The sequence below is a fragment of the Aquibium sp. A9E412 genome, from assembly GCF_030398335.1.
Taxonomy (GTDB): domain Bacteria; phylum Pseudomonadota; class Alphaproteobacteria; order Rhizobiales; family Rhizobiaceae; genus A9E412.
Genome location: NZ_JAOAOP010000030.1, coordinates 7,501 through 24,181 on the forward strand (window position 1 = coordinate 7,501; position 16,681 = coordinate 24,181).

Annotated in this window: 11 protein-coding genes (1 of these 11 cut by a window edge); 2 read left to right on the top strand and 9 right to left on the bottom strand. The window is 71.6% G+C overall.

Annotated elements, in window-relative coordinates; all coding sequences use genetic code 11:
* On the top strand, window positions 1-1,727 hold the 3' portion of the coding sequence (locus tag N1F89_RS12145) for a M23 family metallopeptidase (RefSeq protein WP_290084356.1). The gene continues 214 nt to the left of window position 1, outside the view; 1,727 of the gene's 1,941 nt are visible here — the last part of the coding sequence; the start codon falls outside the window, past its left edge; it ends in the stop codon at window positions 1,725-1,727.
* A gap of 257 nt (window positions 1,728-1,984) precedes the next feature.
* Here the strand turns inward: N1F89_RS12145 and N1F89_RS12150 are convergent, their stop codons facing one another.
* From N1F89_RS12150 to N1F89_RS12185, 8 genes are all read right to left on the bottom strand, one after another.
* The gene (locus tag N1F89_RS12150; protein WP_290084357.1) at window positions 1,985-3,586 is read right to left on the bottom strand and encodes an MFS transporter; all 1,602 of its coding nucleotides are present in this window, start codon (window positions 3,584-3,586) and stop codon (window positions 1,985-1,987) included.
* Between the two features lie 310 nt (window positions 3,587-3,896).
* Window positions 3,897-5,402 carry a L,D-transpeptidase family protein gene (locus tag N1F89_RS12155; protein WP_290084358.1) on the bottom strand — a complete coding sequence of 502 codons (1,506 nt, stop codon included), beginning with the start codon at window positions 5,400-5,402 and terminating at the stop codon, window positions 3,897-3,899.
* A gap of 184 nt (window positions 5,403-5,586) precedes the next feature.
* Window positions 5,587-8,205, bottom strand: a complete 2,619-nt coding sequence (gene clpB, locus N1F89_RS12160; protein WP_290084359.1) for an ATP-dependent chaperone ClpB — start codon at window positions 8,203-8,205, stop codon at window positions 5,587-5,589.
* Window positions 8,206-8,442: 237 nt separating this feature from the next.
* Window positions 8,443-9,162, bottom strand: a complete 720-nt coding sequence (locus N1F89_RS12165; protein WP_290084360.1) for a DUF4167 domain-containing protein — start codon at window positions 9,160-9,162, stop codon at window positions 8,443-8,445.
* Window positions 9,163-9,489: 327 nt separating this feature from the next.
* Entirely contained in the window at window positions 9,490-10,380 is an 891-nt protein-coding gene (prmC, locus tag N1F89_RS12170) for a peptide chain release factor N(5)-glutamine methyltransferase (RefSeq protein ID WP_290084361.1), read from the bottom strand.
* Window positions 10,373-11,449, bottom strand: coding sequence for a peptide chain release factor 1 (gene prfA, locus N1F89_RS12175; protein ID WP_290084380.1), 1,077 nt, complete (start codon window positions 11,447-11,449; stop codon window positions 10,373-10,375). The genes prmC and prfA overlap by 8 nt, the downstream gene beginning before the upstream one ends.
* Window positions 11,450-11,477: 28 nt before the next feature.
* On the bottom strand, window positions 11,478-13,748 hold the full coding sequence (gene ptsP, locus N1F89_RS12180) for a phosphoenolpyruvate--protein phosphotransferase (RefSeq protein WP_290084362.1): 2,271 nt from the start codon (window positions 13,746-13,748) through the stop codon (window positions 11,478-11,480).
* A gap of 70 nt (window positions 13,749-13,818) precedes the next feature.
* Window positions 13,819-15,072: an aspartate kinase gene (locus N1F89_RS12185; protein ID WP_290084363.1), complete on the bottom strand. Its 1,254-nt coding sequence runs from the start codon at window positions 15,070-15,072 to the stop codon at window positions 13,819-13,821.
* A gap of 211 nt (window positions 15,073-15,283) precedes the next feature.
* Between N1F89_RS12185 and ubiG the strand changes: the two genes are divergently transcribed.
* Entirely contained in the window at window positions 15,284-16,042 is a 759-nt protein-coding gene (gene ubiG, locus N1F89_RS12190; protein ID WP_290084364.1) for a bifunctional 2-polyprenyl-6-hydroxyphenol methylase/3-demethylubiquinol 3-O-methyltransferase UbiG, read from the top strand.
* Window positions 16,043-16,060: 18 nt separating this feature from the next.
* Here the strand turns inward: ubiG and N1F89_RS12195 are convergent, their stop codons facing one another.
* On the bottom strand, window positions 16,061-16,675 hold the full coding sequence (locus N1F89_RS12195) for a hypothetical protein (RefSeq protein ID WP_290084365.1): 615 nt from the start codon (window positions 16,673-16,675) through the stop codon (window positions 16,061-16,063).
* Window positions 16,676-16,681 lie beyond the last annotated feature (6 nt).

The following is a 16,681-nucleotide window of genomic DNA, read 5'->3' on the forward strand; positions in this document are numbered from 1 at the left end:
GCCTGACGGAGATGGCCGATGCGCGCTCCGGCGAGGCGGCCAAGACCTCGCGCCTGGTCACCGCCCGCGCCGCCTCGCAACTGCGCGACCGCCGCCGCATGGAGGTTTCCACGGTGCTGCGCTCGGGCGACCGCGACGTGGTGCGCACGCTGCCCTTCGTGCATGTGCGCATGGCGCTGGCCGCCGGCCACACGACCAGCAAGGACTATCCCGCCTTCGATCCGCTGGTCGTCTTCGCCGAGGACGGCGCGGTCGCCCAGACGGTCAAGACCGGCCTCATCTACGGCGCCAAGGTCGACAGCGAGGTCAGCCTGCGCACCGTCGACTTCCCGATCGCCACCGCCGCCTTCGAGGAGCGCGGCGAGCTGTCGGTCGACGAGGTCGAGGAGGTCGTGCGCCACACCGGCGCGATCCTGACCGACGGCGACGTCCAGGTCGCCGCACTGCACTATGTCGACCCGCAGCGCTTCGGCGAGACGCTCGCCACCCAGGCGCTGGCCGTTCCCTATGGCGCGCGCATCGTGCAGGAGAACGTGTCGGTGGCGCCGCGCGAGCCGGTCGCCGAACCGGTGGTCGACTACGCCGAGGATCTGATTCCCTTCCCCGCCGACCGGCGCATCGACGAGGCGCTCGCGGAGGCCGGCTACGACGGTACGGACGCCGCGGAGATGGCCGAGGCGCTCGGCAAGCTTCTCAACACCGAGGCGCTGAAGGCCGGCACGGTGCTGCGCGTCGGCATCGAGACGCGCGGCGAGACGAGCGAGATGGTGCGCGCCAGCGTCTACGACGGCAAGCAGCACCTTCTGACGATCGCCGTCGACGACCGCGGCCAGCGCGTGCCGGCCGAGGAGCCGCCTTCGGGGGCGGAGATCCTGGCCGCCTTCGAGGGCGGGCAGCCGCCGGCGCGGGCGCGCGGCGACCTGCCGCGCGTCTATGACGGCATCTACCGGGCGGCCTATTCCTACGGCCTGACCCCGCCGATGGCGCGCCAGCTCGTCAAGCTGCTGGCCGCCGACGTCGACTTCCAGTCGCGGCTCAACCCGAGCGACGCGCTCGAGGTGTTCTTCTCGCAGCCCGGCCCCAAGGACCGGGCGACCGAGGAGTCGGAGCTGCTCTACGTGAGGGCCACCTTCGGCGGCAACACGCGCACCTTCTACCGCTTCCAGATGACCGACGGCACGATCGACTATTTCGATGCGGAGGGCCGCAGCGCCCGTCAGTTCCTGCTGCGCAACCCGGTGCCGAACGGCCGCTTCACCTCGGGCTTCGGCATGCGGCGGCATCCGATTCTCGGCTATGCCAAGATGCACACCGGCGTCGACTGGGCCGCCCCGCGCGGCACGCCGATCATCGCCTCGGGCAACGGCGTGGTGGAGAAGGCGGGCTGGAGCGGCGGCTACGGCCGCCAGACGATCATCCGCCACAACAACGGCTACAAGAGCTCCTATTCGCACCAGAGCGCCATCGCCAAGGGCGTGCGCGCAGGCGCCAAGGTGCGGCAGGGCCAGGTCATCGGCTATGTCGGCTCGACAGGGCTTTCGACCGGCAACCACCTGCACTACGAGCTCACCGTCAACGGCAGCAGGGTCGACCCGATGCGCGTGCGCCTGCCCGACAGCCGCGCGCTGAAGGGCGAGGATCTCGCCGCCTTCCAGCGCGAGCGCGACCGCATCGACGCGCTGCTCGAAGAGCGCGCCAGCGATCCCTTCACCGTCGCCAGCCGCTGATTCGGCCCCTCCCCGCCGCCGAGACCGCGCCGCGCGAGAGCGTTTTTTTTCCAGGCGAAGTGGAAACCGGTTCGCCGTCCGCAAACGCGTCAAGATGGTAAGTCGGAGCCTTTCTGCGGTTCCGTGAAGAAGCAGAACGGCGCGCGCGCCGCGGCCTTTCGCGTCACGTGCGGGTCCCGCGGGCTGCCTCCACCCGCATCCGTGCGCCGTCGGGTGAGCGCACCGGACGACAGCGGGGCCGGCTCGCCGCCCCCGCCCTACCCCGCCGTGCGCGAGGCGGCGCCGGCCTGTGCCTCGGGCGCCTGTGCGCCCGCCCCCGGCACCGTCAGCCAGGCGATCGCCGCCGACAGCAGCGACAGCGCCGCGGCCACCCAGGCGACGGCGGCGAAGGCGGCGTTGCTGGCGGCCAGCCGCAGCGCCTCGGCCTGCGGGGCCAGCGCCTCGGCCGGCTTCTCGCCGAACCCCGGCAGCGCCTCGGCCGCCGCCCCGTCGAGGGCGGCGAGATAGCGCAGGCCCGCCAGCCCGCCCATCGCCGCCACCGCGATCAGTCCGGCGAGCCGCGACACCGCGTTGTTGATGCCCGATGCCGCCCCGGTGTCGGCGTCCTCGACGGCGGTCATCACCGCCGTCGACAGCGGCGAGACGACGAGCGCCATGCCGAGCCCCATCAGGCCCATCAGCGGAAACACCACGCTCCAGAAGCCGCGCAGGCCAAAGCCGGCGGCAAGCGCCAGGCCGGCGAAGGCGGCGGCGACCAGCAGGCTGCCGCCGGCGATCGGCAGGCGCGGGCCGATGCGGTCGGCCAGGCTGCCGACCGGCCCCGACAAGAGCGCGATGGCGCCCGACAGCGGCAGGAAGATGAAGCCGGTCGCCGCCGGGCTCAGCCCCCAGCCGGCGATCAGCAGCATCGGCAGGTAGAACAGGATCGCCGACAGCGCGAAATAGAGGCAGAAGGTGGCCGCGTTGGCGCCGGAGAAGGCGCCGATGCGGAACAGGGCGAGATCGACCATCGGCGCGCGGTGGCGACCTTCCCACCACACGAACACGCCGACCAGAACGAGGCCCGCCAGGGCCGGCGGCAGGCTCGCCGACAGCACCGCCTCGCCGCCCTCCGGCGTCATCGCCGTCAGCCCGTAGGCGAGCGCGCCGAAGGCGAGCGTGGCGAGCCCGGCGCCGACCGGATCGAGGCTGCGCCCGTCGGACGGCCGGTCGGGCGGCACCCGGGCGAGCAGCAGGTAGAGCGCCAGCGCGCCGAGCGGCAGGTTGATGGCGAAGATGGCGCGCCACACCGCATCGTCGAAGGCCGACAGCACGAAGCCGCCGATCACCGGTCCGAGCGCGGTGGTCAGCGCCGAGGAGGCCGCCCAGATGCCGATCGCCCGGCCGCGCTCGGCCCGCGGATAGGCCTTGGCGATGATCGCCAGGCTGCCCGGGATCATCAGCGCCGCGCCGACGCCCTGCAGCGCCCGCGCGGCGATCAGCGTCTGCGCGTCCGGCACCAGCGCGCACAGCACCGAGGCGAAGGTGAACAGCGCGATGCCGGCGGCGAAGGTGCGCCGCAGCCCGAAGCTGTCGCCCGCCGCCCCGCCCGCCAGGATCAGCGCCGACAGCGCCAGCGCGTAGGCGTTCGAGATCCATTGCGCGTCGGCCAGCGTGGCGCCGAGGTCGGCGCGGATGGCCGGCGTGGCGATGGCCACCACCGAGCCGTCGATGAAGCCGAGGGCGGAGGCGAGGATCGCCGCGATCAGCACGAAGCGGCGCTGGCGCTGCGGGCAGAAGGTCTCCTGCCCGCGGTCGGCCTCCTCCGGCGCGGCGGTCTGGGGAACGGCATTGCGCGTGGCTTCGCAGGGCGAGCGCATGGCGCAGAGGCTAGCCCATCATGGCGCCAAGCGCGAACCGGTTTCGCCCGCCCTCGTCACCGGCCAGGCGAGGGCCACCCGACCGCGTTCCGCGCGCCGGACCGGCCCGGCGTCGCGACAGGGGCCGCCGGAGGCGCGCGGACGGGACAGGAGCTCGTCTGCCGCTTCGTTGGCCGACGCGGGAAACCGGGAAAACCGTCGCCGTTCTCCATACCGTCGCGCCCGGTTGACACGCGCGCCTCCGTGCCGGGCGATCAACCCGCCGCCGGCGCATTGGTTCCCGTTCCCTCGACGCCGCGCGGCACCGCGGCTACTCGGCGAAGGCGACCGTGACGCCCGGCTTGACGATCTTGGCCAGTTCCTGGGCGTCCCAGTTGGTCAGCCGCACGCAGCCGTTCGAGTAGGTCTTGCCGATCTTGTCGGGGTCGGGCGTGCCGTGGATGCCGTAGGTCGGCTTCGACAGCGCGATCCAGATCGAGCCGACCGGCCCGTTCGGCCCGGGCGGGATGGTCAGGATCTCGTCGTTGTCGCCCTGCTTGAAGTTGATCTTCGGGTTGTAGGTGTACTCGGGATCGAAGGCGATGCGTTCGACCGTGTGCGTGCCGGTCGGCGAGGGCGTGCTCTGCGAGCCGATGGTCGCCGGATAGACGGCGACCAGGTCGCCCGATTCGTCGTAGGCGCGCACCTGCTTCATGCCCTTGTCGGCGACGATGCGGGCGACCGGCTTGTCGATCGGCTTGCCCGGATTGGCGACGCGGATGATGGTGCCGGGGCGGTTGAAGTTGGCCTGCGGGTTGAGCGCCTTGAGGAAGTCCTCGTCCATGTGGAAGCGCTCGGCCAGCATCTCGCTGGTCGAGGTGAAGCTCAGCCGCTCGAGCCGCGCCTTGTCGCCATAGTCGGAGGGCACCGAGGCGATGTAGGGCCCCGCCGCGTCGGCCGCGGTGATCTCGTAGCCGACGAAGGCGGGCCCGCCGGTCGCAGCGAGCTGCGCCTCGATCCACTCCTTGTCGTAGGTGCGCAGCGTCTGCCCCGTCAGCGCCTTGTAGGCGTCGATCGCCTTGTTGACGTTGGAGCCGATGCGCCCGTCGATCACGCCCGGCGAGGCGCCGGCGCGGTCGAGCAGCACCTGGAAGGCGGCGACGTCCTGGCGCGCGTCGCCGAAGGCCGGCTCGACGAAGGAATCGCGCGGCGCGCGCGGCGTCACCGCCTCCTCCTCGCCCGGCTCCGGCACGGCGGCGATCGCCTCCTCGTCGTCGAGCGCCGGCCGCTCGTCCGGCTCCGGCGGCGCGAGCGGCGCCCGGCGCACCGTATCGCGCGCCGGCGGCGGCTCGCGGTACGGCTCCTCGCGGGCGACCGGCGGGTCGCCGTAGACGTCGTCGTCGTAGAAGTCGTCGCGATAGGGCTCGATGCGGTACGGCTCGACCGGCCGGTCGCGGAACGTGCGGTCGTCGTAGCGCGGCGGCTCCCTGCGTCCGAGCTCCACGTCGCGGTCGCGCCGGTAGCGCGCGCGGTCGGCCGGGTCGGTGAAATCGTAGACGCGGCGGTCGAGCTCGCGCGAGCGCTCCGCGCGCCGCTGCTCCTCCCGCGAGCGGCGCGGCGGACGGATCTCGACCACCTCGCCGGTATAGGGATCGACGACGATCTCGCGGCCGTACTGGTCGATATAGACGTCGAACTCGCGAAGCTGCACCGGCTCGAACCCGAGGCCCGGCGCCTGGCCGGCGAGCCCGGAAGCCGCGCCGGCGAGCGGCTGCGCGGCGGCGGCGGCCGAAGCGGCCAGGAGCGACACCAGGGCGGCGGCGAGCGTTCTGGTCATGGTGGACATCCGGTCCCTCTCTCGTCCGGTCCCCGACGGCCCATGGCGCGACCGCCCGGCGAATCGCCGCGGGGGACATGGCATCAGCCTGCACCATGCAGCCTGGCACATGAACCCGACATGAAAATGGCCGCCCCGGCGGGAGCCGGGGCGGCCGTCCTGGCGTGTCGTCCGCGGCCCGGCGTCAGGCGGCCTCTTCGGTCGCCTCCGCCTCGGCCGCCGGCGGCCGCGGCACGAAGGTAAGCCGGTCGGAGCCCGCCGTCACCTTGACGGTCGAGCCGTCGAGCACGTCGCCGAGCAGGATCTTCTCGGCCAGCGGGTCCTGCAGCTCCTTCTGCATCACCCGCTTGAGCGGGCGCGCGCCATAGGCCGGGTCGTAGCCCTTGGCCGCCAGCCACTCGACCGCCTCGTCGTCGAGCTCGAGCCGGATCTTGCGATCGGCCAGCAGCCGCTCCAGCCGCGCGAGCTGGATCGAGACGATCTTGCCCATGTCCTCGCGGCGCAGCCGGTGGAACAGGATCACCTCGTCGACGCGGTTGAGGAACTCGGGGCGGAAGGAGGCCCGCACTACGCCCATCACCTCGTCGCGCACCTTGTCGACGTCCTCGCCCTCGCCGAGATTGACCAGGAACTCCGCGCCGAGGTTCGAGGTCATCACGATCAGCGTGTTGCGGAAGTCGACCGTGCGGCCCTGGCCGTCGGTCAGCCGCCCGTCGTCGAGCACCTGCAGCAGCACGTTGAAGACGTCGTGATGCGCCTTCTCGACCTCGTCGAACAGGATCACCTGATACGGCCGGCGCCGCACCGCCTCGGTCAGCACGCCGCCTTCCTCGTAGCCGACATAGCCGGGCGGCGCGCCGATCAGCCGGGAGACGGAGTGCTTCTCCATGAACTCCGACATGTCGATGCGCACCATCGCCTGCTCGTCGTCGAACAGGAACTGCGCCAGCGCCTTGGTGAGCTCGGTCTTGCCGACGCCGGTCGGGCCGAGGAACATGAACGAGCCGATCGGCCGGTTCGGGTCCTGCAGGCCGGCGCGCGCGCGGCGCACCGCCTTGGAGACCGCCTGCACCGCCTCGCCCTGGCCGACGACGCGGCGGGCCAGCTCGTCCTCCATGCGCAGCAGCTTGTCGCGCTCGCCTTCCAGCATCTTGTCGACCGGAATCCCCGTCCAGCGCGACACGACGTGCGCCACATGGTCGGGCGTCACGGTCTCCTCGACCATGCCGGCGGCGTCGCCGTCGCTCGCCTCGGCCTCGGCGAGCTTCTTCTCGAGCTCGGGGATGCGGCCGTAGGCGAGCTCGCCGGCGCGCTGGAACTCGCCGCGGCGCTGCGCGATGGCGAGCTCGTTGCGCGCCTCGTCGAGCTGCCGCTTGAGCTCGGCGGCCAGCCCCAGCTTCTCCTTCTCCGAGCCCCACACGCTGGTCAGCCGCGCCGATTCCTCCTCGAGCCCGGCCAGCTCCTTCTCGAGCTTGACCAGCCTGTCCTTCGAGGCCGCGTCGGTCTCCGCCTTCAGCGCCTCGCGCTCGATCTTGAGCTGCAGGATGCGGCGGTCAATCTCGTCGAGCGCCTCGGGCTTGGAATCGACCTGCATGCGCAGCCGCGAGGCCGCCTCGTCGACCAGGTCGATCGCCTTGTCGGGCAGGAAGCGGTCGGCGATGTAGCGGTTCGACAGCGTCGAGGCGGAGACCAGCGCCGAATCGGAGATGCGCACCTTGTGGTGCTGCTCGTACTTCTCCTTCAGGCCGCGCAGGATCGACACGGTGTCCTCGACCGTCGGCTCGTCGACGAAGACGGGCTGGAAGCGGCGCGCCAGCGCGGCGTCCTTCTCGACATGCTTGCGGTACTCGTCGAGCGTGGTGGCGCCGACGCAGTGCAGCTCGCCGCGCGCCAGCGCCGGCTTCAGCAGGTTGGAGGCGTCCATCGCCCCGTCCGCCTTGCCGGCGCCGACCAGCGTGTGCATCTCGTCGATGAACAGGATGATGTTGCCGCTGGCGCCGGTGATCTCCGACAGCACCGCCTTGAGCCGCTCCTCGAACTCGCCGCGATACTTCGCGCCGGCGATCAGCGCGCCCATGTCGAGCGCCATGAGCTGCTTGTCCTTGAGCGATTCCGGCACGTCGCCATTGACGATCCTGAGCGCCAGTCCCTCGGCGATCGCCGTCTTGCCGACGCCGGGCTCGCCGATCAGCACCGGGTTGTTCTTGGTGCGCCGCGACAGCACCTGGATCGTGCGGCGGATCTCGTCGTCGCGGCCGATCACCGGGTCGAGCTTGCCGGCCCGCGCATCGGCCGTCAGGTCGCGCGCGTATTTCTTCAGCGCATCGTAGCCCTGCTCGGCGCTCGCCGTGTCGGCGGTGCGGCCCTTGCGCACGTCGTTGATGACCTGGTTGAGCGCGGTCGGCGTCACGCCGGCCTTGGCCAGGATGTCGGCGGTCTTGGCCGACTTCTCGATGGCCAGCGCGGTGAGCAGGCGCTCGACGGTCACGAAGCTGTCGCCCGCCTTCTTGGCGACCTCCTCGGCGGTGGCGAAGACCTTGGCGAGCGGCTGGGCGAGGTAGAGCTGGCCGTTGCCGCCCTCCACCTTCGGTAGCGCCTCGAGCGCGCTCTCGACACCGAGCTTGACGTCCTTCGGCCGGCCGCCGGCGCGCTCGATCAGCGAGGCGGCGAAGCCCTCCTCGTCGTCGATCAGCACCTTGAGCAGATGCTCGGGCGTGAACTGCTGGTGGTTGCGCGACAGCGCCATGGTCTGCGCCGCCTGGATGAATCCGCGCAGCCGCTCGGAGTATTTCTCAACGTTCATGACCGTCTCCTATGTCGCCCGGCCCGCTCGGCGGCGCCGGGTCGCATCAAGATGACGAACCCCCTCTGACCGGCCCGAAAAAAGCCGTCGCCGGCCGTCGCAGGCAGGTTCAACCGAAAGACATATGGGGAGAGGCCGGATGCCGCTCAAGGCGGCGCTGCAACGAAAAACGGCGGGCTCGCGGCCCGCCGTCTCGTCTCTCGGTTGTGCGTCGCGCCGGGCGCGCACGCGCCGGCGTCAGCCCTGCGCGGCGGCTTCCGCGGCCGGCGAACCGCCGGTCTTCGACCCGCCGTCGCCCTCGCCCGCCTCGCTGTCGGCATTGGCCGCGCTGCGCCGCGGACGGCGCGTGCGGCGCGGCGCGGGCGCCGCCTCGGCCGGCTCCTCGCCGGCGCCGTTGGCGTGCCCGTTCGCCTGCTCGCCCTCGCCGCCGTCCTGCGGCTCGGCCGCGCGCGGGCGGCTGTCGGCGGTCTTGCGCCGCCGGCCGCGCGCCTGCTGCTGCGGCGCCTCCTCCTGGCCGAAGGCGAGCTCGGCCGGGGTGCCCTCGATGTCGGGCTGCGGCGCGGAGCCGGCATCGACCCGGGCCGGCGCCTTCTGCTGGTCGCGCTGCTGGTCGCGGCGCTCCTCGCCGGACGGCTCGGACTGGCGCTGGCGGCGCTGCGGCGGCGCCGCGTCGTACTCGTCGCGCTCGTCCTGGTCGTCGTCGTCGTCGCGCTCGCGCTGGCCCTGCGGCTGCTGCTGCGCCTGGGCGGCGGCGATGATGCGGTTGTAGTGCTCGGCGTGCTGCAGGTAGTTCTCGGCCATCACGCGATCGCCCGAGCTTTGCGCGTCGCGCGCCAGCGTGGCGTACTTGTCGGCGATCTGCTGGGCGGAGCCGCGGATCTTCACGTCGGGGCCGTTGCTCTCGTAGCTGCGGCTCAGCGGGTTGGACCCCTTGCGGTTGTTGCCGCGTCCGCGCATGCGCCTGTTCTGCTGTTGTGGCCTCATCCGAATCTCTTTGCTTGAGACAATCTTCGACTGCAGGAGAAGACGGCCCTCGGGCCGCGCGTCTCACATCTCTCCTTGGCAGGCAGCCGCGCCTTCAGCGCGCCGCCGCGGGCGCCATTCTGTCCCGGTTCATGTCAGTTGCCGGAAAAGCCCCGCACGAAGCCAAGGCGTTGTTCACGCAAGGAGGCAGTCTGTCCGCGGGAACCGAATCGATAACGGCACTGCCTGCTTCGTCTCATCCGGTAGGCGGAACCTAGCGGCATTCCGCCACCTTGCCAAGTCCTTTTTCGCGCTGCTTTCTCACATGCTTTCAAGGTCTTTGCGGCGGGCGAAGAGCGCCGCGCGCGGCCGTCCGCCGAGATCCCGGCGCGCCTCCAGCGCCTCGAAACCGTGCGCCTGAAACAGCGCCGCGACCGCATCCTGCTGGTCATGGCCGAACTCGACGGCCAGCCGTCCGCCGGCGATCAGGAAACGATCGGCCTCGGCCGCGATCCTGCGATAGGCGTCGAGCCCGTCGACGCCGCCGTCCAATGCCCGCTTCGGATCGTGCTCGCGCACCTCGCGCGACAGCCCCGCCCATTCGATGCTGCGAACGTAGGGCGGATTTGAGACGATAATGTGAAACGGACGGTTAACGGCTGCGAACCAGTCGGACCGGCAGGTCTCGAAACGGTCGCCGCACCCGTTCATATCGGCATTGGCGCGCGCCGTTGCAAGGGCCCCTTCGCAAATGTCGAGACCGACCGCGCGCGCCTGCGGCAGCCGGCTGAGCAGGGCGAGCGCGATGGCGCCGCTGCCGGTGCCCAGATCGAGGATGTCGCAGACCCCGGTGCGCGCGGCGATGGCTTCTGCCGCCGGCAGCACGAGGTCGACCAGGGTCTCGGTGTCGGGCCGCGGCTCCAGCGTGTCGGGCGACAGCGCCAATTCCAGCCCGTAGAAGGCGCGCCGGCCGACGATGCGGTGCACCGGTTCGCCGGCCGCTCGGCGCGCCGCCGCCGCACGCGTCGCGGCCGCGACGGCCGCCTCGACCGGCCGTTGCGGATCGGCGACCAGCTCGGTCAGGCCGACGCCGGCGGCATGCATGACGATCAGGCGGGCGTCGAGCGGGGCCTCCTCGATGCCGGCCGCCGCCAGCGCGCGCCGCGTGCGCGACATGAGGCCGCCGAGCGTGGCGGCCGCCGGCTCAGCCATTCTCGCCCATCTCGGCCAGGAGCCTGGTCTGGTGGTCGGAGACCAGCGCGTCGATCACCTCGTCGAGCTCGCCCTGCATCACCCGGTCGAGCTTGTAGAGCGTCAGGTTGATGCGGTGGTCGGTGAGCCGGCCCTGCGGGAAGTTGTAGGTGCGGATGCGCTCGGAGCGGTCGCCGGAACCGACCTGCAGGCGGCGCGCTTCGGAGCGTTCGTCGGCCGCCTTGCCGCGCTCCATGTCGAACAGCCGCGCGCGCAGGATCTGCATGGCGCGGGCGCGGTTCTGGTGCTGCGACTTCTCGGCCTGCATGACGACGATGCCTGTCGGCAGATGCGTCAGCCGCACCGCCGAATCGGTGGTGTTGACGTGCTGCCCGCCGGCGCCGGAGGCGCGCATCGTGTCGATGCGGATGTCCTCCGGACGGATCTCGATGTCGACCTCCTCGGCCTCGGGCAGCACGGCGACCGTCGCCGCCGAGGTGTGGATGCGGCCCTGCGCCTCGGTCTCCGGCACCCGCTGGACGCGGTGCACGCCGGATTCGAACTTCAGCCGGGCAAACACGCCGCGGCCCGACACGGTGGCGATGATCTCCTTGTAGCCGCCCGCCTCGCCCTCGCTCGCCGACACCACCTCGACGCGCCAGCCCTGCTGGTCGGCATAGCGCTGGTACATGCGGAACAGGTCGCCGGCAAACAGCGCCGCCTCGTCGCCGCCGGTGCCGGCGCGGATCTCCAGGATGACGTTCTTCTCGTCGGCCGCGTCCTTGGGCAGGAGCAGGCGCTGCAGCGTCTCGCCGAGCCCCTCGACGCGGGTTTCCACCGCGGCCAGGTCGTCCTCGGCGAGCGCCCGCATCTCGGCTTCGGTCGCCGGGTCGTCGAGCATCGACACCAGGTCGTCGCGCTCCCGCTCGGCGGCGCGCAGCGCGCGGATCTGGCCGACCAGCTCCTGCAGCTCGGCATATTCGGAGGCGAGCTTGACATAGGCGTCGGGCGCCGGCCCGGCCGCCATCTGCGCCTCGAGCATCTCGAAGCGCTTCAACACCTGGTCCATGCGGTCGCGCGGCAGTTCCATGGTCACCGTCTGGATGTCTCGCCTGCTGTCACAGCGGAATGTCGTGCTCGCGCGCGAAGCCGCGCAGCATGCCGCGGATATCGTGGCTGGCGCCGTTGTTGTCCAGCGCGTCGGTCATCGCCGCCTCGAGCTCGGCCAGCGGCAGCTCGCGCAGCATCGCCTTGACCGGGCCGATCGCCGTCGGCGCCATAGAGATCGCCCGGTAGCCGATGCCGATCAGCGCCATCGCCGAGATCGGCCGGCCGGCCAGCTCGCCGCACAACGTGACGGGGGTGTGCGCGGCCCGCCCCGCCTCGGCGATCTGCCGCAGGAGCCGCAGGAACGGCACCGACAGCGGGTCGAAGCGGTCGGAGAGCTGCGGGTTGCCGCGGTCGGTCGCCATCACGAACTGGAACAGGTCGTTCGAGCCCACCGACACGAAGTCGACCGCGCGCATCAGCTCGGGAAGCTGCCACATCAGCGCCGGCACCTCGATCATCGCGCCGAGCTTGAGGCTGGTCGGCAGGTGGTGGGCGAAGCGCGACAGGTGCCGCACCTCGCGCTCGATGATCTCGCGCGCCTGGCGGATCTCGGAAAGCTCGGTGACCATCGGCAGCATCAGCCGCAGCTCACGTCCGCCCGCCGCCCTGAGCAGGGCGCGGATCTGGGTGCGCAAGAGGCCCGGCCGGTCGAGCGCCAGCCGCATGGCGCGCCAGCCGAGCGCCGGATTCTCCTCCGCGCTGGCGCCCTTGAAGTAGGGCAGCACCTTGTCGCCGCCGATGTCGATGGTGCGGAAGGTGACCGGCTTGCCGTCGGCCGCGTCGATCACCTCGCGGTAGAGCTGCTCCTGCGCTTCGGCCCGCGGGAAGGTGAGCGCCACCATGAACTGCAGTTCGGTGCGGAACAGCCCGATGCCGGCCGCCCCCGACTGGGCGAGCTGCGGCAGGTCGACCGCCAGCCCGGCGTTCATCAGAAGGTCGATCGCCACGCCGTCGCGCGTCGCCGACGGCTTCGAGCGCATCTCGCGGTAGAGCTTCTGGCGGCGGGCGCGGAAGCGCACCTTCTCGACATAGGTCGCCTCGATGTCGGGCTGCGGGCGCAGGTGCACCCGCCCCTCCTCGCCGTCGACGACGACCGCGTCGCCGTTCTCGGCCATCGACACCACGCCCTTGACCTGGCCGACGGTCGGCAGCCCGATGGCGCGCGCCACGATGACGATGTGGCTCGTCACCGCGCCCTCCTCGAGCACCAGCCCGCGCAGCTTGTGGCGCGGATAGTCGAGCAGCTCGGCCGCGCCCATCGAACGCGCCACCACGATGGCGTCCTTGGGCAGCATGGCGGCCATTTCCTCCGGCCCGGTGCCCAGGAGCTGGCGCAGCAGCCGGTTGGCGAGGTCGTCGAAGTCCGACATGCGCTCGCGCAGATAGGGGTCGGTCATGTGCAGCATGCGCGCGCGCATGTCGCTCTGCACCTTTTCCACCGCGGCCTCCGCCGTCAGGCCGTTGCGCACCGCCTCCTGCAGCCGCCGCACCCAGCCGCGGTCGTTGGCGAACATGCGGTAGGCCTCGAGCACCGCGCGATGCTCGCCCTCGAAGGCGACGTCGCGGCGCGACAGCATGTCGTCGATCGACAGGCGCAGCGAGCCGAGCGCCTCGGCCAGCCGCTCCAGCTCCTGCTCGCTGTCCTCGTTGAACAGGTTGGTGACGACGATGCGCGGCTCGTGCAGCACCACGTGGCCGAGCCCGACACCCTCGTTGAAGGGCTGTCCGGTGAAGCTGACCGGCCGCCGCAGGTCGAGCTCGATGCCCGGCCGGGCGAGCCGCGCCAGGTCGCCGGTCGCCACCATCTCGGCGATCACCATGGCCGTGGTCTCGAGCGCCTCGACCTCGTCCTCGCGGTAGTGCCGCTGGGTGCGGTTCTGCACGACGAGCACGCCGAGCGTGCGGCCGGCGCGCAGCACCGGCACGCCGAGGAAGGAGTGATAGATCTCCTCGCCGGTCTCCGGCAGGTAGGTGAAGGCGGGGTGATGCTGCGCGTCCGACAGGCTGAGCGGCCGCGCGCTGGCCGCGATCGTGCCGACCAGGCCCTGGCCGAGGCGAAGCTGCGCCTGGTGCACGGCGCCGGGGTTGAGGCCCTCGGTGGCGTAGAGCTCGAGCACCGAATCGGCGCGCAGCACGTAGAGCGAGCACACCTCGGCCACCATGTTCTGCGCGATCTCGCGGACGATGCGGTCGAGCCGCTCCTGCGGCTCGAGGGCTTCGGCCATCAGTTCGCGCAGCCGCCTGAGCAAAACGCGCGGCCCGCCTGCGACTTCCGGCATCAGTTGCGCTCCCCCACTGCGCCGGCCGGCGCTGCCTGGGACAGGGCGGGCCGCGACGGGTGCTGGTTCCCTATTGCTTATCGAGACCGTAGACGGAATGCAAAGTGCGCACCGCCAGCTCGGCATAGGGTCCGTCGATCAGGATGGAGATCTTGATCTCCGAGGTGGTGATGGCGCGGATGTTGATGCCCTTGTCGGCCAGCGCGCGGAACGCCGTCGCCGCGACGCCGGCATGGCTGCGCATGCCGATGCCGATCACCGAGACCTTGACCAGCCCCGCCTCCGACTGCACCGCGTCGTAGCCGAGCGTGTCGCGGCGCTGCTCGATCACCGCCAGCGCCTTGTCGAGGTCGCCCGACGGCACGGTGAAGGTCATGTCGGTGCTGGCGCCGTGCTCCGAGACGTTCTGCACGATCATGTCGACATTGATGCCGGCCTCCGCCAGCGGGCCGAAGATGCCCGCCGCCACCCCCGGCCGGTCGGCGACCCGGCGCAGCGAGATCTGCGCCTCGTCCTTGGCGTAGGCGATGCCGGTGACGACTTGCTGCTCCACGATCTCTTCCTCGTCGCAAATGAGCGTTCCGGGCGGGTTGTCGAAGTCGCCCATGCCCGGCGCATCGGGGTCCTCGAAGGAGGATCGCACGAAAGTGCGCACGTTGTGCACCATCGCGAGCTCGACGGAGCGCACCTGCAGCACCTTGGCGCCGAGCGAGGCCATCTCCAGCATCTCCTCGAAGGAGATTCTGGCCAGCCGCCGCGCCTTCGGCTCGATGCGCGGATCGGTGGTGTAGACGCCGTCGACGTCGGTGTAGATGTCGCAGCGGTCGGCCTTTACGGCGGCGGCGATCGCCACCGCGCTGGTGTCGGAGCCGCCGCGGCCGAGCGTGGCGACGCGGTTGTCCGGGCCGACGCCCTGGAAGCCGGCGATCACCGCCACCTGGCCCTGGCCGAAGCGCTCGATCAGCCGCGCGCCGTCGATGTCGACGATGCGCGCGGCGCCGTGCGCGTTGTCGGTGCGCACCGGGATCTGCCAGCCCTGCCAGGAGCGCGCATGCACGCCCATGGTCTGCAGCGCGATCGCCAAAAGCCCGGAGGTGACCTGCTCGCCCGAGGCCACCACCGTGTCGTATTCGCGCGCGTCGTGCATCGGCGCGGCCTCGCGCGTCCACGAGACCAGCTCGTTGGTCTTGCCGGCCATCGCCGACACCACCACGGCCACCTCGTGGCCGGCGTCCACCTCGCGCTTGACGTGCCGCGCGACATTGCGGATGCGGTCCACGTCGGCGACGGAGGTCCCGCCGAATTTCATCACGATGCGCGCCATGGGATCCGGAGCGTGCCCTGTTTGGCCGCGCCGGCGCGGCCGGCGCCGGCGGGAGGCTTGAAGCCCGGCGAACCGGCCGGGCGCGGCTTCCATATCCAATGGCCCGGCCGTGTGCAAGCGAGCCGCGCAGCGGCGGCCGCGCGACCGCGCGGCACCTTGACATCGCCGGCCTTGCGCCCGACTTGATTGCGACCCGACAGGAGAGCGCCCGATGCCCGAAGCCGAGCCCACGACCGTCGACGCCGCCGAGATCGAGCGCTTCTCGGCGCTGGCGGCCGAATGGTGGAACCCGACCGGCAAGTTCCGCACGCTGCACAAGTTCAACCCCGTGCGCCTGGCCTACATCCGCGACCACGTGGCGGCGCATTTCGGGCGCGATCCGCGCGCAGCGCGGCCGTTCGACAAGCTGCGCCTACTCGACATCGGCTGCGGCGGCGGGCTGCTGTGCGAGCCGATGGCGCGGCTCGGCGCGCAGGTCGTCGGCGCCGACGCCTCGCGCACCAACATCGAGGTCGCCCGGCTGCACGCCGCCGAGAGCAAGGTCAAGGTCGACTACCGCAACGAGACCGCCGAGGCGCTCGCCGAAGCCGGCGAGCGCTTCGACGTCATCCTCAACATGGAGGTGGTCGAGCACGTCGCGGACGTCGGCCTGTTCATCGCCAAGTGCGGCGAGATGCTCAATCCCGGCGGGCTGATGGTGGTGGCCACCATCAACCGCACGCTGAAGGCCTTCGGCCTGGCCATCGTCGGCGCCGAATACGTGCTCGGCTGGCTGCCGCGCGGCACCCACCAGTACAACAAGCTGGTGCGCCCCGAGGAGCTGGAGCGCGCCCTGGCGGCCGCCGGCATGACGGTGGCCGACCGCACCGGCGTCGTCTACAGCCCGCTCAACGACCGCTGGCAGCGTTCGCGCGACATGGACGTCAACTACATGGTGCTCGCCGCCAAGCCGCCGCTCGACGCCGACTGAGGCGGGGGCGCGGCAGCCTCAGAAGGGCAGGCCGAGCTCCGGCGCGAAGCGCGCCAGGAACAAGAGCATGGCGGCGACGCCGACCGCGCCGCCGGCGATGACGAGCAGCGCCGTCGACAGCACCGTGGCCCAGGAGCGGGCGCCCGGCCGCGCCTCGGCCCGCCGGACCGGCGGCGGGGCGCGCTCTTCCGCCTGGCCGCCCGGCCGCTCGACGTCGCCCTCCATCAGCCGCTGGCGCTCGACCAGCCGCTCGGCGACGTAGCGCGTCACCTGGTCGGCGACCGGCGCCATCTCCGGCGATTCGGCGAGCACGACCCGGCCGAGCCGGGTGTCGCGCACGAAGCGGTAGGTGCGCCGGTCGCGCCCCATGGCGACGTGGCTGACGGCGTCGATCCACAGCCGCGGCTGGATTCCGGTGGAGATGGCGAAGTCGAACAGCGCGGCGTCGTCGGGCACCTCGTCGAAGACCGGCTTGAGCTCCTCCGCCAGCAGCTCGAGGCGCATGCGCTGCGCCTCGCGCATCTCGACGACGACGTCGTCGCGGTCGGCCTGGTCGTTCTTGACCTGGCGGATCGCCGCGGCGAGCGAGCGGCCGTCCGCAACGGCCGCATGTCTGGGACCAGCATCGTTCATGGCACG

Bases quoted from the DNA above. Each gene is read 5' to 3' on its own strand.
- N1F89_RS12150 (WP_290084357.1), bottom strand. From the start codon at position 3,586: ATGCGCTCGCCCTGCGAAGCCACGCGCAATGCCGTTCCCCAGACCGCC.
- N1F89_RS12155 (WP_290084358.1), bottom strand. From the start codon at position 5,402: ATGACCAGAACGCTCGCCGCCGCCCTGGTGTCGCTCCTGGCCGCTTCG.
- clpB (WP_290084359.1), bottom strand. From the start codon at position 8,205: ATGAACGTTGAGAAATACTCCGAGCGGCTGCGCGGATTCATCCAGGCG.
- N1F89_RS12165 (WP_290084360.1), bottom strand. From the start codon at position 9,162: ATGCGCGGACGCGGCAACAACCGCAAGGGGTCCAACCCGCTGAGCCGC.
- prmC (WP_290084361.1), bottom strand. From the start codon at position 10,380: ATGGCTGAGCCGGCGGCCGCCACGCTCGGCGGCCTCATGTCGCGCACG.
- prfA (WP_290084380.1), bottom strand. From the start codon at position 11,449: ATGGAACTGCCGCGCGACCGCATGGACCAGGTGTTGAAGCGCTTCGAG.
- ptsP (WP_290084362.1), bottom strand. From the start codon at position 13,748: ATGCCGGAAGTCGCAGGCGGGCCGCGCGTTTTGCTCAGGCGGCTGCGC.
- N1F89_RS12185 (WP_290084363.1), bottom strand. From the start codon at position 15,072: ATGGCGCGCATCGTGATGAAATTCGGCGGGACCTCCGTCGCCGACGTG.
- ubiG (WP_290084364.1), top strand. From the start codon at position 15,284: ATGCCCGAAGCCGAGCCCACGACCGTCGACGCCGCCGAGATCGAGCGC.
- N1F89_RS12195 (WP_290084365.1), bottom strand. From the start codon at position 16,675: ATGAACGATGCTGGTCCCAGACATGCGGCCGTTGCGGACGGCCGCTCG.